We start from the raw sequence: 20,914 nt of genomic DNA on the forward strand, positions 1-20,914 counted from the left end.
CCTCACATGGGCATGACCCTGCTCCACGCGCTGCGCCTGAACGCGCGGCGCCACCCGCAGCGCATCGCGTTCTGTTTCCGCGAAAGCGCCCTCAGCTACGCCGAACTGCTGGCCTGCACCGAACGCGCGATGTGCGCGCTGGCCGCCCTGGGCCTGGCGCCGGGCGAGAAGGTGCCGATGCTGTCGACCAACCACGCCGACATGCTGGTGGCCTACTTCGCGCTCACCGGCGTCGGCGCAATCCCGGCGCCGCTGAACTACCGCCTGGCCGACGACGACCTGCGCCACGGCATCGCCGCCGCGCACGCGCGCTTCGTGCTGCTTGGCTCGGGCTTCGCCGAGCGCGCCGAAGCGCTGGCCGATCCGGCACGGCGCTGGATCTGGTTTGCCGATGCCGAAGACCACGCGCCGGCCGACGCGCTGCGCTGGCAGGCGCTGCAGGCCGGCGCCACCGGTGCGGTGCCCGAGGGCCGCGCCGGCAGCACCGTGATGCTGCACACCTCGGGCACGACGGGCCGGCCGAAGGGCGCGCTGCGTTCACGCTTCGGCTTCGAGGAACGCGCCATCGAACAGGGCTTCGGCATGGACGACCGCACGCTGTGCGTGCTGCCGATCTGCCTGGGCGCCGGCTGCGTCTACACCCTGCTGCCGCTGTACCTGGGTGCCAGCATCCGGCTTCACGAACACTTCGACGCCGGTGCGGTGATCGACGCGATCGAACAAGAACGCATCCACTCGACGATGTTGCTGCCGGCGATGCTGCAGGCCATGGTCGAACACCCGCGCTTCGGCGGCGCCGATCTGTCGAGCCTGCACGTCATCCAGTCCGGCGCCGGGGCGCTGTCGGGCACGCTCAAGCGTGCGCTGCTCGCGCGTTTCGGCGACGGCGTTCTCAACATCTACGCCGCCTCCAGCGAGGTCGGCCCCTACGCCAACCTGAAGGGCGCCGAGGTCCGCGACCACCTCGACGGCAACTGCGTCGGCCGGCCCTTCTTCGGCGTCGAGCTGAAGCTGCTCGGCGACGACGGCGCCGAGGTGGCGCCCGGCGAGGTGGGCGAGATCTGCTGCCGCAGCGAGTCGCAGTACGACGAATACTTCGAGGACCCCGAACTGACCGCCAGCACGCGGCGCGGCGACTTCCTGACCGTCGGCGACCTAGGGCGGCTGGATGCCAACGGCCTGCTGCACTTCGTCGGCCGCAAGCGCGACATCATCAAGAGCGGCGGCATCAACATCTACGCCTCGGAGATCGAGGAGGTGCTGCAGCAGCACCCGGGCGTCGCCGAGGCGCATTGCGTGGGCCTGCCCGACAACCGCTGGACCGAGCTGATCTGCGCCGTCGTCGTGCCGCGTGCCGGCCAGCAGCCGACGGCCGACGACATCACCGCGTTCGCCGCGGCGCACCTGGCCGCCTACAAGAAGCCCCGGCGCGTGGTCTTCATGGCCGAGGTACCCAAAAACCTGACCGGCCGCGTGCTCAAGACCCAGCTCGTCGAGCAGGTGCTGGCCATGCCGAAACCCGACATGAAAGAGAACGCATGATCCTGTCCGCCCTGCGCGCTGAACCCTGCTACTTCGAAGACCTGGGCATCGGCGACACCTTCGACAGCCCGACCCGCACCGTCACCGAAGCCGACGTCGTCAACTTCGCCGGCCTGTCGGCCGACTACAACCGCCTGCACGTCGACGCCGAGTTCGCCAAGGACACGCCCTACGGCCAGCGCATCGCTCACGGCCTGTTAGTGCTGGCGGTGATGTCGGGGCTGGTGACGCGCATGCAGCTCAACCAGCACCTCGAACCCAGCCTGCTGGGCCTGCTCGACATCCAGTGCCGCTTCCCCATGCCCACCTTCATCGGCGACACCCTGCGCGTGCGCGTCGAGGTAGCCGAGAAGAGCGAGACCTCCAAACCCGACCGCGGCGTCGTGGCCTTCAGGCGCCAGGTCATCAACCAGCGCGGCGAGGTCGTGGTCGAAGGCGTCTGGAAGCTGTTGGTGAAGCGCCGCCCGGCCTGAGTGACTGAAACGAGAAGCCAGCATGACCATCAAGACCCCCATCGGCTACACCACGCGCGACGAGATCTTCGTGCGCGACCGCAACATCGCCACCGAGATCCTCGGCCAGCTCGACTTCATCGACATGATTTTCCTGGCCGCTACCGGCCAGACACCCAGCGCGCCGATGAAGCGCATGGCCAACACGCTGATGGTGGCCGTCACCGACCACGGCCTGACGCCCAGCGCCATCGCGGCACGGCTGACGATCCTCGGCGCACCCGAGTCGATCCAGGGCGCAGTGGCGGCCGGTCTGCTGGGCGCGGGCAACCACTTCCTGGGCACCATGCAGCTCAGCGCCCAGATGCTGAAGGACGCCGTGGCCGGCCTGGCGCCTGACGCCGACGGCGCCGCGTTCGACGCCTGCGCAGCGGCATTGGTGCGCGAGTACCGCGCCGGCAAGCGCATCGTGCCCGGCATCGGCCACCCCATCCACATCAAGGGCGACCCGCGCGTGCCGGCGCTGCGCCGCGTGGCCCGCGAATGCGGCTTCGAAGGCCGGCACTGGCAACTGGCCACGGCCATCGAGCGTGCCGCGCAGGCCGAGTACGGCAAGCTCTTGCCGCTGAACGCCGCCGGCGCCGTGGGCGCCTGCGTCGCCGATATGGAGCTGGACCCGCTGTGGGCGCGCGGCTTCGCGCTGATCGGCCGCTCGGCCGGGCTGGTGGCGCACCTGCTCGACGAGAAGCGCGCACCGCTGGGCCAGAAGCTGTGGGACCTGGTGCTGGCGCAGGACGACAGCGCCGAGCTTGCCGGTCACGACAACCCGATCCCGCAGCGCGCCCGGGCTCTGAACGCGGGCAAGGCATGAGCGTGGTCAATACAGGCGGCAGCCCACCGCTGGCCGGCCTGCGCGTGCTCGACCTGTCCGAACTACTGCCCGGGCCCTACGCCACGTCGCTGCTGGCCGATCTGGGGGCCGAGGTCATCAAGGTCGAACGGCCCGGCGGCGACAACGCACGCGCGATCGTGCCCGACATGGTGGAGGCCTTGAACCGCGGCAAGCGCAGCATCTGCATCGACCTGAAGACCGAAGCCAGCCGCGCCGTGCTGCGCCAGCTGGCCGAGCGCAGCGACGTGCTGGTCGAAGGTTTCCGCCCCGGAGTGACGCGCCGTCTCGGCGTCGACTACGACAACTTGAGCAGGTTCAACCCGCGCCTGATCTACGCCTCGATCTCGGGCTACGGCGCCAGCGGGCCGCAGGTGCTGCGCCCGGGACACGATCTGAACTACCTGAGCGCCGCCGGCGTGGTGGGCCTCACGCAGCGTGGCGGCGCGCCGACCCACGACGTCAACATCCCGGTGGCCGACATCGCGGGCAGCATGTTCGCGGTGGTGTCCATCCTGGCCGCGCTGGCGCAGCGCGAGCGCGACGGCCGCGGCCAGTTCCTGGACGTCGCCATTGCCGACGCCGTATTGCACTGGACCACGCCGCGGCTCGGGCCGTGGTTGGCGGCACGGGCGCGCGGCACGGCAGCCAGTGCAGGTCTACCGCGCCAGCCGGCCTACGGCGTGTACCCGACCGCCGACAGACGCTACCTCAGCATCGCGGCGATCGAAGACCCGTTCTTCGCCCGCCTGGTCGCTGCGCTCGGGCTGACCGATCTGCAGGGGCCCGCGCTCGCGCGGCACCACGACCGCGTGGCGCACCGCGCTCGCATTGACGCGGCCATCGCCGAATGCCTGCGCACGCAACCGCTCGCTCACTGGGCCGCGCTGTTCGATGCCCAGGACATCCCCTGCGCGCCGGTCAACAGCCTCGACGACGTGCTTGCCGACCCGCACTTCCAGGCCCGCGGCATGGTGAGCGAGGGCTACGGCCAGCCGCGCCTGCGATTCCCGGTGCCGCTGCGCGACCTGCCCGCTGCCAGCACCAAGGCGCCGACGATCGGCGAGCACACGCAAGCCATTCTGGCCGAGCTGGGCCTGCCGACCGACGCGCTGACGACCGCGACACGGTCCGTGATCTGACCCGCATGGACTTCGAACTCGCCGACTGGCAGCGCGCCGCGAGCGACGCCTTCGCCGACTACCTGGCGCGTGAAGTCGCGCCCATCGTCGGCGCGCACGAACGCGAACGCCGCCTGCCACCGCGCGAGCTGGTGCGCGCGATGAGCGGCTACGGCCTGCTCGGCGGCCTGCTGCCAGAGGCACTCGGCGGCCAGGGGCTGGATCACGTCACTTACGGCACGCTGCTGGCTCAGCTGGCCGGCACCTGGGCGTCGCTGCGCAGCATGATCAGCACCTCGAATCTGGTGCTGTCCATCATCGCCGAGCGCGGCAGCGCCGAGCAGCGCGAGCGGTTCCTGCCGGCGCTGATCCGCGGCGACACGCTGGCCTTCTTCGGCCTGACCGAACCCAACGTGGGCTCCGACGCGAGTGGCGTCGAGACCCGCGCCGAACGCGACCTCGCCAGCGGCGGCTGGCGCCTGCGCGGGCGCAAGCTGTACATCTCCAACGGCATACACGCCGATCTGGGCGTGGTGTTCGCGCGCACCGGCAGCGGGGAAGACCGTGCCGTCTCGGCCTTCATCGTCGAACGCGGCACGGCCGGCTTCTCGGCGCGCGAGGTGCATGCGATGGGCATGCACTGCTGCCCACTCGGCGAGCTGCTATTCGACGACGTGCTGCTGCCGGCCGGCAACCTCATCGGCGTCGAAGGCCAGGCCTTCGCCATCGCCAAGCACTACCTCAACCTCGGCCGCTGCTTTGTCGCCTATGTCTGCGCCGGCGTGGCCGAGGCCGCGTACCGGGAAGCCTGCCGCTACGCCGGCCAGCGCCAGCAGTTCGGCCGGCCGATCGGCCAGTTCCAACTGGTGCAGCAGATGGTGGCCGACATGATGACGCGGGTGGAAACCTCGCGCCTGCTGGCCGCGCGCGCCGCCGATGCGCTCGACCGAAAGAGTGCCGACGCGCAGCGCTGGTGCTCGATGGCCAAGCGCCACAACAGCGACGCCGTGCTGCGCGTGTGCGAGGATGCCATGCAGGTGCTGGGCGGTGCCGGCTACACCAGCGACTTTCCGCTCGAGCGCCACTACCGCGACGTGCGCCACCTCGCCATCGCCGAGGGCAGCAACCAGATCCAGGCGCTGCTGCTGGCGCAGGGCGAACTCGGCCTGTCGGCGCTGCGCGGCTAGGGCCCGATGCTGGTTCGCCGTCGCGGGCGGCATCGTCGGCATGTTGCTGATCGAGCGCGGCGCGGTGCAGGCGACCAAGCAGGTCGAGTTCGTCGCCGAACTGCGCCGCTCACGCCGCCGAACAAGAGGGTGATGCCCGAGTCATTTGCCCGCCGCCGCCCGGGCCCTTCGGGTCGAGCGGCGCGGCGTCGCCTCAGCGGAACCGGCTGAAGTCGGGCTTGCGCTTCTGCAGAAAAGCGTTGGCGCCCTCCTGCTGCTCTTCGGTCTTGAAGTAGTTCGGCGCCACCTCCTCGATCAGTTCCTTCATGTCGCGGGCCATGATGGGCTGCATGTGGTGGTAGAACGAGCGCTTGACGATGCGCAGGCAGGTCGGGCTCAGCGACAGCAGCTCGTCGGCGTACTTGCGTACTTCCTCGTCGAGCTTCTCCTTCGGCACCACCGAGTTCACCAGCCCCCAGTCCAGCGCCTGCGCCGCGTTGTAGCGCCGGCACAGCATCCACAGTTCGCGCGCCCGCTTGTGGCCAAGCACGTTGGCCGAGTGCGAGACGATGTAGCCGCCGGCCGGCGAGCCGACGCGCGGGCCGTTCTGGCCGAAGATGGAGTGGTCGGCGGCGACCGTGAAGTCGCAGAAGTAGGCGATGTGGTGGCCGCCGCCTATGGCGTAGCCGCTGACGCGCGCGATCACCGGCTTGGGGCACTCGACGATCTGGCGGTTGAACGTGAAGTTCAGGTCCTCCAGGCCGCTCTTGCCGCCGGCGCCCTTCTCCCAGTTGACGTCGCCGCCGACGCAGAAGGCGCGGTCGCCGGCGCCGGTGAGCACGATCACGCCGACATTCTTGTCGGCCGACGCCACATCGAGCAGCCGCTGCATCTCGACGATGTTGTCGCCGGTGAAGGCGTTCAGCGACTTCTGCCGGTTGATGGTGATGGTGCCGACGTAGTCCTTGACTTCGTAGTAGATCTCTTTGTCCGACATTCTGGGTCTCCAGTGTTGATGGGTTGAGGGAAAACAGGTGGTGCGCAGCCCGCCGCGCTGCGGGCGTCCGGGACTCAGTTCACCTTGATGTTGGCATCGCGGATCACCTTGCCCAGCTTGGCCATCTCGGAGCGGATGTGGGCCGCGAACTCGTCGGGCGTGGACGTGGTGATCTCGGCGCCGAAGCCGGCCATGCGTTCGCGCGTCTCGGGCAGCGCCATGACCTTGAGGACGGCGGCGTTAATCTGCTCGACGATGGCCTTGGGCGTGCCCGCCGGCGCGAGCAGTCCGACCCAGGCCGTGGACTGGAAGCCCGGGTAGCCCGACTCGGCCACGGTGGGCAGCTCTGGCAGGACCAGCAGCCGCTTCGGGCTGGTCGTTGCCAGGGCCTTGAGCTTGCCGCCCTTGACCTGAGCCGTCGATGAGGCCACGCTGTCCACCAGCACCGGCACCTGACCGGCGATGACGTCGTTCACCGCCGGCGCACTGCCCTTGTAGGGAATATGCGCCATCTCGATGCCGGCAGCCGCCTTGAACAGTTCGCCGGCGAGATGGGTGGACGTGCCGTTGCCCGATGAGGCATAGCTCAGTTGGCCTGGTTTGGCCTTCGCAAGGGCCACCAACTCCGCGAGCGAGTTCACCGGCAGCGCCGGGGTCGCCGAAATGATGTTGGGCACCGCTGCGAGCAGGCTGATGGGGGCGAAGTCACCGACCGGGTCGTAGCTCAGCTTGCCGAACAGCGCCAGGTTGGCTCCGTGCGTCGCGTTGAAGCCGATGAATAGGGTGTAGCCGTCGGCCGAGGAGCGCGCCGCGGCCTCGGCGCCGATGTTGCCGCCGGCACCGCCCTTGTTGTCGATGACGATGGACTGGCCGAGTTGGTCGCCCAGCCGCATGGCCAGCGTGCGCGCCACGTTGTCCAGCACACCGGCCGGTGTCGAAGGAACGATGATGCGCACCGGCTTGTTCGGGTAGGCCGGCTGGGCCAGCGCCGGCGCGAACGTCGCACCGGCCAGCAACAGTGCCACACCGGCGCTCAGCGCAACGCGGCGGACGTTCTCTCTTCTCATCACGAGAGCTCCTTCAGTGGTGATCGGCCGGCTGGTCACGCTGGCGCGCCAGCGCCACGAACCAGTCCAGGCTGTCGGGGTTGGCCATGGCGTCGCGGTGGGCCACCTTGTCGGCCGGCTGGCCGAGCAGCAGCTTCTTCACCGGCACCTCGAGCTTCTTGCCGGTGAGCGTGCGCGGCACCTCGGGCACGGCGATGACGTCGTTGGGAACGTGGCGCGCCGACAGCGCACCACGGATGGCCGATTTGATGCGCGCGGTCAGCGCGGCGTCGAGTTCATGCCCCGGCCGCAGCACCACGAACAGCGGCATCCAGCTTTCGCGGCCCAGGAACTCCAGGTCGACCACCAGGCTGTCCATCACTTCGGGCAGGGCCTCGACCACGCGGTAGAGTTCGCTGGTGCCCATGCGCACGCCGTGGCGGTTGATGGTGGCGTCGCTGCGGCCATAGATGATGGCGCCGCCGCGCGGCGTGATGCGCAGCCAGTCGCCATGGCGCCAGACGCCAGGGTAGACGTCGAAATAGCTCTCGTGCAGTCGCTTGCCGCCCGGGTCGTTCCACAGGTACAGCGGCATCGACGGGATGGGCGCGGTGCAGACCAGCTCGCCCACTTCGTCGACCAACGGCCGGCCCGCGTCGTCCCAGGCCTGCACATTGGCACCCAGGCAGCGCACCTGCATCTCGCCCACCACCACCGGCAGCGTGGGCACGCCGGCGACGAAGGCGCCGGCGAAGTCGGTGCCGCCGGACATCGGCGTCAGCCAGACATCGCGCATCACCTTGTCGTAGACCCAGCGGTAGCTCTCGGGCGACAGTGGCGAGCCGGTGGACCCGATCGTGCGCAACCGGCCCAGCGCCGCCACCTTGCGGGGCTCGATGCCGCTCTTTTCGCACATGGTGAAGAAGGCGGCGCCGGCACCGAAGAAGTCGAGATTCATCTCGCCACAGAAGCGCCACAGCGTCGAGTAATCGGGCCAGGCCGGGTTGCCGTCGTAGACACACATGGTGGCACCGACCAGCAGCGCGGCCACGTTCAGGTTCCACATCACCCAGCCGGTGGTGGTGTACCAGTGGAAGCGGTCACCGGCGGCAACGTCGTTGTGCAACGCCATGGTCTTGACGTGTTCGACCAGGATGCCGCCATGGCCGTGCACGATGGGCTTGGGCAGGCCCGTGGTGCCCGACGAATACACCACCCACAGCGGTTGGTCGAAAGGCTGCAGGTCGATCTGCAGCGGCACCTCGCGCCGCAGCGTGTCGCGCCAGGCCACGCCCTGCCGCCATGCCGAAGCGTCGGCCGCCGGGTCGAGGTAGGGCACCAGCACCAGCCGCTCGACGCTGGGCAGTTCGCCGAGCATCGCCGTCAGCACATCGCGGCGGTCATGCGCCTTGCCGCTCCACCAATAGCCGTCGACGGCGATCATCACTTTCGGCTCGATCTGGCGGAAGCGGTCGACGACGGCCGCCACGCCCATCTCGGGCGAGCACAGCGACCACACAGCGCCGACGCTGGCCACCGCCAGGAAGGCCACCACGGCCTGGGGGATGTTCGGCAGGTAGGCGACCACGCGGTCCCCAGGCTGGACGCCCAGCTCCCGCAACCACTGCGCCAGCGCCGCCACATCGCGCTCCAGCCGGGCCCACGACACCTCGTCGCGTGCGCCGGCCTCACTGCGGAAGACAATCGCCGGCCGCGCGGCGCTTGCATGCTTGAAGATCTGGCTGACGTAGTTGGTGCGCGTGTTCGGGAACCAGCGTGCGCCGGGCATGCTGCGATCCACCAGCACCGGCGTACGCTCACCCTGCAGCGGGATGTCCAAGTACTCGACCATCGCCGCCCAGGAGGCCTCGAGTTCGTCGACCGACCATTGCCACAGCGCGGTGTAGTCGGGGAAGTCCAGGCCCTTGCGGTCCTTCAGCCAGCGCCCGAAGTCGGTGATCCGGGCGCGCTCCACGCGCTGCGCGGATGGCCGCCAGATCACTTCGGCAGTGTCGAGTGGATTCATGCTCGGGTTCTCATGCGGTGGGTCGGTCCAGGCGAACGACACGCTCGCGCACCAGGCGCTGCACTTCGGCAGCGTCACAACCCAGTTCGTGCAGCAGCGCCGCGGTGTGCTGGCCGGCGCGCGGCGGCGGTGCCATCTGGTCCGGGCTCAGCATGCCCCGCGAAAGGTGTGCGGGGAACGGGATCAGCGGCAGGCCTGGCAACGCCGGGTGCGCAACGAAGCGGGCGGCCAGGTGCGGATCGGCCATGGCCTGCGAAACGGTGTTCACCGGCCCGCTGGGAATGTCGGCGTCGGCGAACGCGGACAGCCAGTGCGTTGCGGGTTGCGTGGCGAAGATCGCCCCCAATTCGGCCGCCATCTCGGGCCGGTGCGCCACGCGGCCGGCGTTGCTGGCGTAGCGCGGGTCGGTCACCCAATGGCGGCGGCCGATGGCGTCGCAGAAGCGGGCAAAGGCGCCGTCGCTGATCACGGAGACGCTGAACCACTGGCCGTCGCCGGCGCGAAAGTGGCGGCTGGGCGCGGCGATCGGCAGATTCACGGCCCGCGCCGGCTCGCGCTGCTCGACGGCCTGCTCGGCCACCTTGGCAGCCATCAGGTTGAACATGGCGTCGACGAGCACGGTCTCGACCTGCTGGCCGCGGCCGGTCTGGCGCCAGTGCATCAATGCGGCAAGGATGCCGAAGGCGCCACACATGCCGCAGGCGACATCGACCAGCGGAATGCCCATGCGGATTGGGTCGTCGCCCTCGTTGCCGCTGGCATAGAAGCCCCCGGCCATGCCCTGCACCACACTGTCCACCGCCGGGCGCAGCCGGTACGCGGCCTGTTCGCCGAAGGCCGTGACGGCGGCGTAGATCACCTCGGGCTGCAGCGCGCGCACGTCGTCGTAGGTCAGGGCGTGCCTTTCGGCGAAGTCGGGCCTGAAGTTGTGCACCACGACCTGCGAACGCTTGATCAGGCGGTCGAGGATGTCGCGCCCGTCCGGCTTGCGCAAATCCAGCGCAAGCGATTCCTTGCCGCGGTTGCAGGACATGAAAGTGACGCTGGATTCGCCGTAGAACGGCGGCCCAAGGTGGCGGCCGTCCTCACCCGCCCGGGCTTCGACCTTGATGACGCGTGCACCCAGGTCCGCCAGAGCCATGGTCGAGTACGGCCCCGCGATCAATCGCGACAGGTCGACGACCGTGATTCCTTCGAGAATGCCCTCCATGCCGGCCCAACGATGGATTGCGGTGCGCCGGCGGTTAGGCCTTGCCGCGCGCGCGATTGCGGAACGCGGCGATGCCGTCGCGGTGCTCGGGCAGGTCTTCCAGCACGGCCATGTGCGAAGACACCATATCCAGGTGCGCGCCCAGCGCCATGGTCTGGCTCTGGTAGACGGCCCGGCGGAAGAAGCGCACCGCCTGCTGCGGCTTGGCGGCGACGGTGCGCGCGAAGTCGTAGGTCACCTTCAGCAGATCGGCGTCGGGCACGCTACGGTTGACCATGCCGATGCGCTCGGCTTCCTCGGCGCCGACCACGCGACCCGACCAGAACAGCTCGAGCGCGCGCGCCGTGCCGATCAGGCGCGGCAGGAACCACGAGCCGGCATCGCCGGCGATGAGGCCGATGTTGATGTAGGTCTCGGCGAGGGTGGCCGACTGCGCCATGAAACGCATGTCGCACATCAGCGCCATGTCCAGACCGGCGCCGCGCGCCGCGCCGTTGATGGCGGCGATGACCGGCTTGTCCATGCGCTCCAGCGCCAGCGGGATGCGGTGCACGTTGCGGTAGAGGAAGTTCTTACGGTCCAGGCTGTTCATCTCGCTGAACTTGGCCATCTCCTCGAAGTCGCCGCCAGCGCAGAAGGCGCGGCCGGCGCCGGTAACCACCACCACCTTGACACGCTCGTCGGCCTCGGCCGCTTCGAGCGCGGCACGCCAAGCCTCGATCATCTTCAGGTCGAAGGCGTTGAGCTGCTCCGGGCGGTTCAGCGTCAGCGTGGCGATGCCATCGGCATCGACATCCAGGCGAACCGGCGGCTGGTCGGACATGTTCTCGGACTCCTTCAAAACGGCCGCACGGCGCGTGCGTCAGGCTTTTACGATAACATAACAAGTGTTAGTTTGGCGATTTTGCAGTCAATCAACCCCCTCCCATGGACACCAACCGCAACCGCGAAGTCATCGCCACCATCAAGCGCGGCTGGAACGAAGATACCTTCATGCGCGCGCAGGGTCTGACCTTTCAGGAGCACGCGCCAGGCGAGGTCACGATCCTCCTGGCGCAAGCGACGCCATCGCAGCGCGGCGGCGGCGCCGGCGGCGACGCGGCGAAGGTGCTCAACGGCGGCGTGATCTCGTACATGTGCGACGGTGCGCTCGGCTACTCGATCATCTCGGGCTTGCTGGCGCTGCCCGAAGCCCAGAAGGTCGACGCGCGCGAACTGCGCACCTTCACCATCACGCTGACCATGACCTACCTCGACGTGGCGCGCGGCGATCGCTTCGAGGCCCGCGGCCGCGTGCTGCGCCTGGGCCGCGGCACGGCCTTTGCCGAAGGCCAGTTCATCAATGCCGACGGCAAGGTCTGCGCTACGGCGCAGGGCATCTGGCGAGTGCTCTGGCCCCGCGGATGAACGACCCCATCCGGGGCGGCATGGCAGTGGCTATCGGACTGGCCGACGATCTGGCCTCCGCGCAGGACGTCCGCGCCAAAGCGCTGGAACTGGCCGCCGAGATCGCAGCCGGTGCGCCGCTGGCGGTGTCCTCCATGCGCCAAACCTTGCGGCGTGGCCTGGCCGACAAAATCCAGGCCGCGACCGAAAGGGAAGCACATGAGCAGTGCTGGCAGCGCGCCACCGTTGACCACCGGTCGCCTGTTTTCAATGGCGGGTGAGTCCGCTTGACGCTGGAATCAACCGTCGCTAGGATGGACTCATACGGGAACACTTGTTCCGATATAAGAACTATGAAGGAGACACACCACCGTGCAGTCATCGTTGGCGTCGGTCAGGTTTGCCGCCCCAAGGCGCAGCGATGTGGCGCCCATGGCGTTGGAGCGGGTGCTGCGGACGCTGCGCTTGCTCGCCGATGAGCCGGATGGGCTGACGCTGTCACAGCTGATGGCACAGATGGAGGCGCCCAAGACCAGCGTGCATTCGCTGTTGCAAGGCTTGGCTGCAGCAAATTACGTGCAGCGACACGATTCCCTCTACCGGCTCGGCCCGGAATCCTTTGTACTCGGCGCGGCGCTCGTTGCGGCCCGCTCGCTGACCATCGTGGCCACGCCGTATCTGCGTGAAGCACGGGCGCAGTCCGGCGAGACGGTCCTGCTCGCGGTCATCGACCGGATCGCGGGCAGGTTGACATATACCCAGATCCTGGAGAGCCACAAGCCGGTGCGCTATGCCGTGCCGGTGGGCACCACCCGACCGCTCTTCGCGACGTCGGCGGGCCGCGTGCTACTCGCATTCCAGGATGAAGGTTGGCGACGCGAGTACCTGAAGACGGCCGACGTCCGGGCGATGACCGACAAGTCGGTGACCGACCGTCGCCAACTGGCCAGGATCATCGAACGGATACGCACCACCGGCCATGGAGTGACCATCGGCGAGGTGACGCCCGACGTGGCCGGCTTTGCTGCGCCCATCTTCGAACCCAGCGGTCAGGTGAATGCAGCGCTCATCATCGCCGCCCCACTCGAACGGGGGCGCGCCGTGGCGGAGCGGCTCACCGGCATCGTGATCCAGATCGCCGCGCAGCTGTCGCAAGCCCTCGGTTACCGCGCCGAGAGTCTTCCCACTCCCCAGCTATTGAACGGAAAGCAATGAGCAACGAACTGCTGTATGAGGTCAGCGATGGCATCGCCGTCATCACCATCAATCGCCCGGAGCGCAAGAACGCCCTCAACCGGGCGGTGCGCCAGGCCTTCTTCGAGGTGTGGCCGCGCTTCGAGGCGGACGCGTCGGCGCAGGTTGCCATCCTCACCGGCGCAGGTGACACGTTCTGCGCCGGAATGGATCTGGTCGAGGCCGCCGACACGGTGCTGCGCATCCCGCCCAAGAACTTCATGCCCGTGCTTGGCGACAACATCGAGGTCACCAAGCCCGTGATCGCCGCCGTGCAGGGATATGCCTACGCCGGTGGCTGGCTCCTGGCGCAGATGTGCGACCTGTGCGTGGCCGACGAGACGGCCAAGTTCGCCATCACCGAAGGCCGTGTCGGCCGCGGCATGCCGTGGGCATCGCCGGTGATCCACATGCTGCCGCAGCGCATCCTCATGGAAGTGGCCATGACCTGCGACCCGCTGACCGCGCAGCGCGCCTACGAACTGGGCTACGTCAACCGTGTCGTTCCCAAGGGCGAGGCGCTGCAAGGTGCCAAGGAACTGGCCTCCCGCATCCTGGTCAACGCGCCGCTCACCGTACGCGGCGCCAAGGAGATGGTGCGCATGGCCACCGAAATGGGACGGACGGCAGCGCTGCGTGCATCGCATCGCGCGTTCGACGCTGTTTACCTCAGTGAGGACGCGATCGAAGGACCGCGTTCGTTCCGCGAAAAGCGCAAACCGCAATGGAAGGGGCAATGACATGAATACCAGTTATGCAACCGCACGGGCAAGCGCATCTGCAGGCTCGGTTCTGATGGCGGTGGCCAAGCCGTCGCAGCGGGACCTGCGCTTCACTCGCGCCCTGGCAGCGCAAAACGCCGCATGGACCTTCGAAGGCGTGCCCGCTGACGCGCGCACGCTCGTTCGCCATTGCCTGCTGGACTGGATCGCGGTCACGTTGGCCGGCGCGCAGGAACCGGTGACGCACATGCTCGCGGAGGAAGCGCGCGAGCAAGGCGGCTTCCCCCAGGCCACCGTCGTCGGGCATGGCTTCGCCGCCAGCAGCCGCCAGGCCGCGCTGATCAACGGTGCCGCGTCACATGCGCTCGATTTCGACGACGTCAACATGTCGTTCACGGGCCATCCGAGTGTGGTGCTGGTGCCGGCCTTGCTGGCGCTGGCCGAAGCGCGCGGTGCCAGCGGTGCGGAGTTCATGACGGCATTCGTGGCGGGGTACGAGACGCTTTGCCGCATTGGTGCGGCCGTGGCGCCGGGGCACTACGCGCTGGGCTTCCACAGCACCGGCACCATCGGCACGTTCGGCGCGGCCGCAGCCTGCGCCCGCCTGCTGCAGCTGGATGCCGACGACACCGCCGATGCCCTGGGTATCGCGGCCACGCAGGCTGCGGGCTTGAAAGCGATGTTCGGCTCCATGTGCAAGCCCTTGCACGCCGGCAAGGCCAGCGCCGACGGCATGATGGCTGCCCAGCTGGCGGCACGCGGCTTCACCGGCCGCAGCGACGCGATCGAAGCGCTGCAGGGCTTCGCCGCCACACACGGCCCAGACTTCGACCCCGCCGCCGGGTTGCAGGATGCCCCCCACGGGTTGTACCTGCGCGACAACCTGTTCAAGTATCACGCTGCCTGTTACGGCACACACGCGGCCATCGAAGCCGCGCGCCACCTGCGCGAAGAGCATGGCATCGAGGAGCAGCACGTCCGGCGAGTCACCGTGCATACGTCGGCCCAAAGCGAAGGTGTGTGCAACATTGCCGCACCGCGCACCGGCCTGGAGGCCAAATTCAGCCTTCGTCATGTCGTGGCCATGGCCCTGGCAGGCCTGGACACCGCCAAGCTGGCCAGCTACAGCGACGCGTCGACGAACGAGCCGGCGCTGACCGGGTTGCGTGATCGGGTGCAGGTGGAACTGGTCCGCGCGTGCGGCTCCATGACGCAGGCCGAGGTGGTCATCGAAACCGTCGATGGCTCGATCCTGCGTCGGCGACACGACTGCGGCATGGCGGCGACGGACCTGGGCGCCCAGGGCGCGAGGCTGAACACCAAGTTTCGCGCCATCGCACACCCCTTGCTCGACCAGGAGTCGAGCGACGAAGTGTTGGACTTGATCGATCGCCTCGAAGATTTGCCAGATCTGTCGCCGCTGGCGGGCCTGCTGGCCTGCCAGCCGGTGCGCATCCGGCGTCACTGACTCGGCGAGAACAACCGTATGAACTTCCTCTCCGAAGAGCAGCAGGCCTGGAAGGACTCCGCCCGTCGCTGGGTGGATCGCGAGATCGGCCGCGAGTATATCCGCAAGTGCGACATGGACCGGGCCTTCCCTTTCGAAGCCTACGAGAAGGCCGCCAAACTCGGCTTCCACAGCCTGCTCGTGCCCGAGGCCGACGGTGGCGATGGTGGCGACGTATTCTCCTATGCGCTCTTGTGCGAGGCGCTGTCGTGCTACGGCGTAGACTTCTCGGTGGCCATCGCCGGTGGCATCTTCACCGCGATGAACCTGTCGCTGCATGGCACCGAAGGCCAGAAGCAGCGCTTTCTCAAGCCCTTCATGCGCGGCGAGATCCGCTTCCCGATCTCGATGTCCGAGCCGAACGCCGGCTCAGACGTGGCCAACGTGCAGACCCGGGCCGAGCGCGTCGACGACGATTACGTCGTCAACGGCCAGAAGCTGTGGTGCAGCGGCGCCGGCAACCGCGGCGCCGTCATCGTGATGCTGGTGCGCACCGCCAGCACGCCGGACAAGCGCGATGGCCTGTCGGTGCTGATCGTGCCCAACGACCTGCCGGGCCTGACCATCCGCCCGTTGCAGACGCTGGCCCGCCGTTCCGTCGTGACCACGGAGATCTTCCTCGACAACGTGCGTGTTCCGGCGGCCAACATGCTGGGCGCGCCCGGCGAGGGCTTCAAGATCATCGCCGGCGAACACTTGGCGCTGGAGCGCGTTGCGGTTGCGGCCAGCTATGTCGGCAATGCGCAGGGCGCCGTCGACGATGCGCTGGCCTACGCCCAGCAGCGGGTGCAGTTCGGCAAGCCGATCTACGAATTCCAGGTCATCCGCCACATGCTGGCAGACATGCAGACGCAGACCGACGCAGCCCGCCTGATCACCTACCGCGCCGCCGACCTGGCCGCGCGTGGCCTGCCCTGCCGCAAGGAAGTGGCGATGGCCAAGCTGTTCGCGTCCGAGACCCTGCAGACCGTGACCCGCCAGGGCATGCAGATCCTGGGTGGCTACGGCATGACGCCCGAGGGCGACATGGAGCGCTACTTCCGCGAGGGCATGCAGTCCACCGTGGGCGGCGGCACGTCGCAGATCCAACGCACGATCATCGCGCAAGAGATGCGGGTCTGACGTGGTCGGCTCGACGAGCAGCGAGCCGGCAGTCGCGGCAGTGGCCGCCACCGTGGTGCTGGTACGCGACGGCCCGCGGGGGCTCGAGACGCTGATGGTGGTTCGGCACCACGAGGTCGACTTCGCCCGCGGCGCTGCGGTGTTCCCCGGGGGCAAGATATCCGCGTCCGACACCGACCCGCGCATCGCCGCGCGCGTGGCTGGCGGCCACCTGCCGGGCGAGCCGCAGTTTGGCCTGCGGGTGGCTGCGGTCCGCGAGACCTTCGAGGAAAGCGGCTTGCTGCTGGCCCGGCACCGCGGCGCCATGATCGATGGCACGCAGCGTGCCGCCCTGCACCAGCGCTGGCAGGCGCGGCTGGCCGGCGGCGGCAATGCCTTCGTCGACATGGTGTGCGAAGAAGACCTGGTGCTGGCGCTGGAGCAACTGGTGCCTTATGCCCATTGGGTGACGCCCGAGGTCTCCCCCAAGCGCTTCGACACCCACTTCTTCATCGCCGAAGCGCCGGCCGGCCAGGTGGCACGGCACGATGGATCAGAGGCGGTGGACTCGTTCTGGATACGCCCGGCCGATGCGCTGGACGACTGCGCGCAGCGGCGCCGCACCATCATCTTCCCGACCTTGTGCAACCTGGCCCTGCTCGCCCAGACAGGCGACATGGCCGGCGCAGTGCAAGCCGCGCGTTCACGGCCGCTGCGGCGCATCCAGCCGACGCTGGGCACGCGTGCGGACGGCAAGCTGTTCCCTGTGCTGACACCGGATTCCGGCTATCCCGACCTCAGCCCGGACCTGATGAATCTGGTCGCCCGTTGACCGCTACACACAGAGAGAGACCCATGGAAATCCTCGGCATCGGCCTGCACTTCGAAGATCTGCCTCTGGGCCGCCAGTTCCGCACGGTGGGGCGCACGGTGACCGAAACCGACATCGTCAACTTCTGCACCTGCACTGGCATGACGGAGGTGCTGTTCACCGATCTCGAGTTCCTGCGCACCGAGTCGGACATCAAGGGCCGCGTCGCCCCGGGCGCACTCGCGTACACCTTCGCCGAAGGCCTGCTGGTGCACGCGACGATGCAGCACACCGGCTTCGCATTCCTCGAGATGGACCTGAAAGTGCACAACCCGGTGTTCGTCGGTGACACGCTGCATGTCGAGTGCGAGGTGATCGAAGCGCGGCTGAGCAAGAGCCGTCCCGGCCGCGGCCTAGTCCGCACGCGCAACCGGATTGTCAAGCAGGACGGCACGCTCGCCATCACCTACACGCCGATGCGCATGATCAAGTGCCGCGACAAGGCGGCAGGCTGAAGGGACCGCGGCTCATGCAGCCCTATGCGCTGAACGACGAGCAGCGCGAGATCCAGGCCCTGGTGCGGCGGCTGGCGCGCGACAAGGTGGCAGCGCGTGCCGCCGCCATCGACCGCAGCGCCGAGTATCCGCAGGACATGTTCGACCTGCTGCGCGAAGTCGGCCTGTTCACGATCCCGTTTCCGCAGGAGTACGGTGGCACGGGCAGCATGCTGTCGGCCGCCGTGGCCGTGGAGGAACTGGGCCGCGTCTGCTACAACACCGCCTACCTGCTGATCGTGCAGTGGGTGCCGTTCGGCGCCATCCTCGCCGCCGGCAGCGATGAGCAGAAGCGGCGCCTGCTCGGCCCGCTGGCCGCGGGCGAGCTGCGCGGCGCGTTTTCCACTACCGAGCCGCAGAGCGGGAGCGACGTCGCCGGCATCCGCACCCGCGCAAAGCGCTGCGATGGCGGCTACCGCATCAGCGGCTCGAAGATCTGGTGCACCAACTCGCACATCGCCGACTTCGTGCTCGTGGCGGCCAAGACCGGTGATGACGAGGGCGCACGCGCCATCAACCTGTTCATCGTCGAGCGTGGCAGCAAGGGCTTCACTGTCGGCCGCCACGAAGACAAGATGGGTGCACGCGGCGTGCCGTCGTGCCCGCTGTTTCTCGACGAGGTGTTCGTGCCCGAAACCAACCGCATCGGCGAGGACGGTCGCGGCTTCAAGAACGTGATGGAGGCCTTCAACAAGAGCCGTCCACTGATCGGCGCGCGCGGCGTCGGCCTGGCGCAGGGTGCCATCGACCACAGCATCGAGTTCGTGAAGAACCGCGTCACCTGGGGCCGCAAGGTCAGCGAGAACCAGGGCATCCGCTGGATGCTGGCCGACATGGCGATGCAGACCGAGGCCGCGCGCCAGCTGGTGTACCACTCGGCGGCGGTGGTGGACAGCGGCGCGTCGGGCATCGAGTTGGCGCCGATCGCGGCCATGGCCAAGTGCTTCGCCAGTGACACCGCGATGCGCGTGGCCACCGACGCCGTGCAGCTGTTTGGCGCCGCGGGCATCTCGGCCGACACGCCGATCAACCGCTACTTCCGCGACGCCAAGGTGCTGCAGATCATCGAAGGCACGAACCAGATCCAGCGCAACATCATCGGCGACGGCCTGCTCGGGCGCGCGGCGCGCTAACTCCGTCATGACCGACCCGCACGCGCCTCTCCCGACCTGGCCATCAGCCGGACAACGCTTTTGTCCGACTTGGCCCCTCGTTCAGCGCCGATGCTCGCACTGGCGTCCCCGGCGATTTGTTTGACCAGCATGCGAGCCTGCTACGGCAATCACCCTGGCGCCCGTCCGCCGGCCCAGCTGCGCTACGACTAGGCCCATGCCACCGCTTGTCAGGGCTCGTGGAGGCGGGCTATCTTGCCTGCAACCCGCTGACCGTGAGCTGGGCAGGCGAAGGCACGCTGCGCCGCGGGTGAGCCGGCTCCTGCATTGCTTTCAGGGTAGCGAACAAGGGCCGGTGATCTTCAGGGGTGAACCGCATGTCCAGGCGAGGCTGGGATTCTCGATTGTCAGATAAGCGACCGCTTGGCGGCGAGCGTTGGGGCGGCTCGCAAGCTCGATCCCTTTCCTGAGAGCGTATCGGCATTCCGGGCTCTGTCGTAGGCAATGACGTGGCCTGGAACATGAGTACTATTCTTCCTTAGTTTTCGGTCGCATCCACAATGCCGGCAGGATGCCCACCCAGAAGACAATAGCGACAAGCGCGAAGCCATCGCCATAGGCCAGACTCTGTGCCTGGGCGGCGACCATCTGGCCCAGGTAGTTCAGCGCGCCAGCGTTTGTCTGGGTCACGGGCACTCCCCACGAGTTGTCCAGCCCGGCAACCCGACTGATGAGTTCCAGCGTGGTTCCATTGCCTGCGGTCTGGGTCGCCGCCAAGGTGTCCGCATGAAACCCAAAGCGAATCTCCGTTGCGGCAGCCAGCAGACTGACGCCAAATGCGCCCCCTAGTTGGCGCACGAAGTTGATGGTTCCGGTCCCTTGGGCCAGCATCGCTTGCGGCAGGGCCGATAGTGCGCCTGCGTTCAATGCTGGCATCATCACGCCCAAGCCGACGCGGCCGAGCAGGACGAGTAATGCCATGTGCCAGAAACCAGTGTCTACGTTCATGTCGTACATCAGCATGTTGGAAAGCCCGAAGAGGAACAGTCCTATGCCGACCATGTAGTACGCTGGAAACCGGTCTGTCAGTCGACCGGCGATGGGGAATACGAGAGCCAGAATCAGCCCACCCGGGATCAGCAGCTCACCCGCAAGGGTCGGCGTGTAGCCCTGGACGATCTGCATGAACAATGGCACGAGGTAGGAGGAGCCGTAGATGCCGGCCCCGAAGATCAGTGCCACCACTGCCGCCGCCGAGTACCGCGATGCGCTGAAGACCGAGAGATTGACCAGCGGTTGGGGGGTCTTGAGTTCCCAGGCAATGAAGGCGAGCATGAGAAGGGCGCCGAGACTGGACAACCCGACGATGAAGTTGGAGTTCCACCCCGCGCGCTGGCCGTTGGCCACTGCATAAAGCGAGATCGCCAAGAAGAGAGTGAGCAGCAACAGGCCGAAGAAATCGAAGCGCGCAGCTTTTTTGTTACCCAGACGCCCAGGCAGAAACACCAAGCCGAGCAGCATCCCGGCGATCGAGGTGGGCAGACCCATGTAGAAGACCCAGCGCCAGTTGAAATTGTCGGTGAGCCAGCCACCCAGCGCTGGCCCAAGAGCCGGGGCCAGCACCACCCCGATGCCATAGATGCCCATCGCCCGCCCGCGCTCGTTGGTCGGGAAGACCCGGAAAATCATGATCATCGCCAAGGGCTGGACGATGCCGGCAGCAATCCCTTGAGCCACTCGCGCCAAGGTCAGCACGTCCTCGTTGGGCGCCACCCCGCCGATGATCGAGGCGACAGAAAACAGCGCGAGCGACCCAATGAAGGTTGCGCGAACGCCAATTGCGTCGTTCAGCCACGCGTTGAGTAGCATGGACGCGGTCATCGCCGCGAGGAAGCCAGTGGACATCCACTGGACCTGGTCCTGCCCGATCCCGAAGACGCCCATGATGTCGGGCAATGCCACGTTCACGACGGTGGACGACAGGACCACCGTGATGGTGGCCATCATGGTGGTGGAGATCACCAGCCATCGGTATGCTG

Annotated in this window: 20 protein-coding genes; 14 read left to right on the plus strand and 6 right to left on the minus strand. The window is 67.8% G+C overall.

Translation table 11 applies throughout. The features are described 5' to 3' along the window. The first annotated feature begins 6 nt into the window (after positions 1-6). From FN976_RS10345 to FN976_RS10365, 5 genes are read left to right on the plus strand one after another with little or no spacing between them, the layout of a single operon-like run. Positions 7-1,542, plus strand: a complete 1,536-nt coding sequence (locus FN976_RS10345) for a class I adenylate-forming enzyme family protein (protein WP_145892930.1) — start codon at positions 7-9, stop codon at positions 1,540-1,542. Continuing rightward, entirely contained in the window at positions 1,539-2,015 is a 477-nt protein-coding gene (locus FN976_RS10350) for a MaoC/PaaZ C-terminal domain-containing protein (protein WP_145892931.1), read from the plus strand. Before FN976_RS10345 ends, FN976_RS10350 begins: the two co-directional genes overlap by 4 nt. A gap of 22 nt (positions 2,016-2,037) precedes the next feature. Next, complete coding sequence (locus FN976_RS10355) at positions 2,038-2,865, plus strand: citryl-CoA lyase (RefSeq protein ID WP_145892932.1); 828 nt, start codon at positions 2,038-2,040, stop codon at positions 2,863-2,865. Further along, positions 2,862-4,025 carry a CaiB/BaiF CoA transferase family protein gene (locus FN976_RS10360; RefSeq protein ID WP_145892933.1) on the plus strand — a complete coding sequence of 388 codons (1,164 nt, stop codon included), beginning with the start codon at positions 2,862-2,864 and terminating at the stop codon, positions 4,023-4,025. The genes FN976_RS10355 and FN976_RS10360 overlap by 4 nt, the downstream gene beginning before the upstream one ends. A gap of 5 nt (positions 4,026-4,030) precedes the next feature. After that, the gene (locus tag FN976_RS10365) at positions 4,031-5,191 is read left to right on the plus strand and encodes an acyl-CoA dehydrogenase family protein (RefSeq protein ID WP_145892934.1); all 1,161 of its coding nucleotides are present in this window, start codon (positions 4,031-4,033) and stop codon (positions 5,189-5,191) included. A 193-nt stretch (positions 5,192-5,384) separates the two neighbouring features. Here the strand turns inward: FN976_RS10365 and FN976_RS10370 are convergent, their stop codons facing one another. From FN976_RS10370 to FN976_RS10390, 5 genes are all read right to left on the minus strand, one after another. Then, entirely contained in the window at positions 5,385-6,167 is a 783-nt protein-coding gene (locus tag FN976_RS10370; RefSeq protein ID WP_145892935.1) for an enoyl-CoA hydratase-related protein, read from the minus strand. 74 nt (positions 6,168-6,241) lie between these two features. Continuing rightward, on the minus strand, positions 6,242-7,234 hold the full coding sequence (locus tag FN976_RS10375) for a Bug family tripartite tricarboxylate transporter substrate binding protein (protein WP_145892936.1): 993 nt from the start codon (positions 7,232-7,234) through the stop codon (positions 6,242-6,244). A 13-nt stretch (positions 7,235-7,247) separates the two neighbouring features. Further along, entirely contained in the window at positions 7,248-9,239 is a 1,992-nt protein-coding gene (locus tag FN976_RS10380; RefSeq protein ID WP_145892937.1) for an acetoacetate--CoA ligase, read from the minus strand. A 10-nt stretch (positions 9,240-9,249) separates the two neighbouring features. After that, on the minus strand, positions 9,250-10,449 hold the full coding sequence (locus FN976_RS10385) for a CaiB/BaiF CoA transferase family protein (protein ID WP_145892938.1): 1,200 nt from the start codon (positions 10,447-10,449) through the stop codon (positions 9,250-9,252). A 34-nt stretch (positions 10,450-10,483) separates the two neighbouring features. Then, the gene (locus FN976_RS10390; RefSeq protein ID WP_145892939.1) at positions 10,484-11,272 is read right to left on the minus strand and encodes an enoyl-CoA hydratase/isomerase family protein; all 789 of its coding nucleotides are present in this window, start codon (positions 11,270-11,272) and stop codon (positions 10,484-10,486) included. 104 nt (positions 11,273-11,376) lie between these two features. Between FN976_RS10390 and FN976_RS10395 the strand changes: the two genes are divergently transcribed. The 9 genes from FN976_RS10395 to FN976_RS10435 all read left to right on the plus strand — a co-directional run bounded on the left by FN976_RS10395 (position 11,377) and on the right by FN976_RS10435 (position 18,896). Continuing rightward, the gene (locus FN976_RS10395; protein ID WP_145892940.1) at positions 11,377-11,856 is read left to right on the plus strand and encodes a PaaI family thioesterase; all 480 of its coding nucleotides are present in this window, start codon (positions 11,377-11,379) and stop codon (positions 11,854-11,856) included. Next, complete coding sequence (locus tag FN976_RS10400) at positions 11,853-12,116, plus strand: hypothetical protein (protein WP_145892941.1); 264 nt, start codon at positions 11,853-11,855, stop codon at positions 12,114-12,116. The genes FN976_RS10395 and FN976_RS10400 overlap by 4 nt, the downstream gene beginning before the upstream one ends. Before the next feature lie 91 nt (positions 12,117-12,207). After that, positions 12,208-13,050 (plus strand): IclR family transcriptional regulator, encoded by an 843-nt coding sequence (locus tag FN976_RS10405; protein ID WP_255440290.1) that lies wholly within the window; start codon positions 12,208-12,210, stop codon positions 13,048-13,050. Further along, the gene (locus FN976_RS10410) at positions 13,047-13,808 is read left to right on the plus strand and encodes an enoyl-CoA hydratase-related protein (RefSeq protein WP_145892942.1); all 762 of its coding nucleotides are present in this window, start codon (positions 13,047-13,049) and stop codon (positions 13,806-13,808) included. Before FN976_RS10405 ends, FN976_RS10410 begins: the two co-directional genes overlap by 4 nt. Before the next feature lie 55 nt (positions 13,809-13,863). Further along, complete coding sequence (locus FN976_RS10415; RefSeq protein WP_186510813.1) at positions 13,864-15,258, plus strand: MmgE/PrpD family protein; 1,395 nt, start codon at positions 13,864-13,866, stop codon at positions 15,256-15,258. An 18-nt stretch (positions 15,259-15,276) separates the two neighbouring features. Next, a complete protein-coding gene (locus tag FN976_RS10420) occupies positions 15,277-16,419 on the plus strand; it encodes an acyl-CoA dehydrogenase family protein (RefSeq protein ID WP_145892944.1) in 1,143 nt (380 codons plus the stop codon). Position 16,420: 1 nt separating this feature from the next. Beyond that, positions 16,421-17,230: an NUDIX hydrolase gene (locus FN976_RS10425; RefSeq protein ID WP_145892945.1), complete on the plus strand. Its 810-nt coding sequence runs from the start codon at positions 16,421-16,423 to the stop codon at positions 17,228-17,230. 23 nt (positions 17,231-17,253) lie between these two features. Further along, complete coding sequence (locus FN976_RS10430; protein WP_145892946.1) at positions 17,254-17,724, plus strand: MaoC family dehydratase; 471 nt, start codon at positions 17,254-17,256, stop codon at positions 17,722-17,724. Between the two features lie 14 nt (positions 17,725-17,738). Next, positions 17,739-18,896, plus strand: coding sequence for an acyl-CoA dehydrogenase family protein (locus FN976_RS10435; protein ID WP_145892947.1), 1,158 nt, complete (start codon positions 17,739-17,741; stop codon positions 18,894-18,896). A gap of 507 nt (positions 18,897-19,403) precedes the next feature. On the opposite strand, the gene FN976_RS10440 is transcribed toward FN976_RS10435, so the two are convergent. Further along, positions 19,404-20,897 (minus strand): DHA2 family efflux MFS transporter permease subunit, encoded by a 1,494-nt coding sequence (locus FN976_RS10440; protein ID WP_222432797.1) that lies wholly within the window; start codon positions 20,895-20,897, stop codon positions 19,404-19,406. Positions 20,898-20,914 lie beyond the last annotated feature (17 nt).

Source organism: Caenimonas sedimenti (assembly GCF_007833165.1).
GTDB classification, from domain to species: domain Bacteria; phylum Pseudomonadota; class Gammaproteobacteria; order Burkholderiales; family Burkholderiaceae_C; genus Ramlibacter; species Ramlibacter sedimenti.

Coding starts and splice junctions, on each gene's coding strand:
- FN976_RS10345 (WP_145892930.1), top strand. CDS start 7: ATGGGCATGACCCTGCTCCACGCGCTGCGCCTGAACGCGCGGCGCCAC.
- FN976_RS10350 (WP_145892931.1), top strand. CDS start 1,539: ATGATCCTGTCCGCCCTGCGCGCTGAACCCTGCTACTTCGAAGACCTG.
- FN976_RS10355 (WP_145892932.1), top strand. CDS start 2,038: ATGACCATCAAGACCCCCATCGGCTACACCACGCGCGACGAGATCTTC.
- FN976_RS10360 (WP_145892933.1), top strand. CDS start 2,862: ATGAGCGTGGTCAATACAGGCGGCAGCCCACCGCTGGCCGGCCTGCGC.
- FN976_RS10365 (WP_145892934.1), top strand. CDS start 4,031: ATGGACTTCGAACTCGCCGACTGGCAGCGCGCCGCGAGCGACGCCTTC.
- FN976_RS10370 (WP_145892935.1), bottom strand. CDS start 6,167: ATGTCGGACAAAGAGATCTACTACGAAGTCAAGGACTACGTCGGCACC.
- FN976_RS10375 (WP_145892936.1), bottom strand. CDS start 7,234: ATGAGAAGAGAGAACGTCCGCCGCGTTGCGCTGAGCGCCGGTGTGGCA.
- FN976_RS10380 (WP_145892937.1), bottom strand. CDS start 9,239: ATGAATCCACTCGACACTGCCGAAGTGATCTGGCGGCCATCCGCGCAG.
- FN976_RS10385 (WP_145892938.1), bottom strand. CDS start 10,449: ATGGAGGGCATTCTCGAAGGAATCACGGTCGTCGACCTGTCGCGATTG.
- FN976_RS10390 (WP_145892939.1), bottom strand. CDS start 11,272: ATGTCCGACCAGCCGCCGGTTCGCCTGGATGTCGATGCCGATGGCATC.
- FN976_RS10395 (WP_145892940.1), top strand. CDS start 11,377: ATGGACACCAACCGCAACCGCGAAGTCATCGCCACCATCAAGCGCGGC.
- FN976_RS10400 (WP_145892941.1), top strand. CDS start 11,853: ATGAACGACCCCATCCGGGGCGGCATGGCAGTGGCTATCGGACTGGCC.
- FN976_RS10410 (WP_145892942.1), top strand. CDS start 13,047: ATGAGCAACGAACTGCTGTATGAGGTCAGCGATGGCATCGCCGTCATC.
- FN976_RS10415 (WP_186510813.1), top strand. CDS start 13,864: ATGGCGGTGGCCAAGCCGTCGCAGCGGGACCTGCGCTTCACTCGCGCC.
- FN976_RS10420 (WP_145892944.1), top strand. CDS start 15,277: ATGAACTTCCTCTCCGAAGAGCAGCAGGCCTGGAAGGACTCCGCCCGT.
- FN976_RS10430 (WP_145892946.1), top strand. CDS start 17,254: ATGGAAATCCTCGGCATCGGCCTGCACTTCGAAGATCTGCCTCTGGGC.
- FN976_RS10435 (WP_145892947.1), top strand. CDS start 17,739: ATGCAGCCCTATGCGCTGAACGACGAGCAGCGCGAGATCCAGGCCCTG.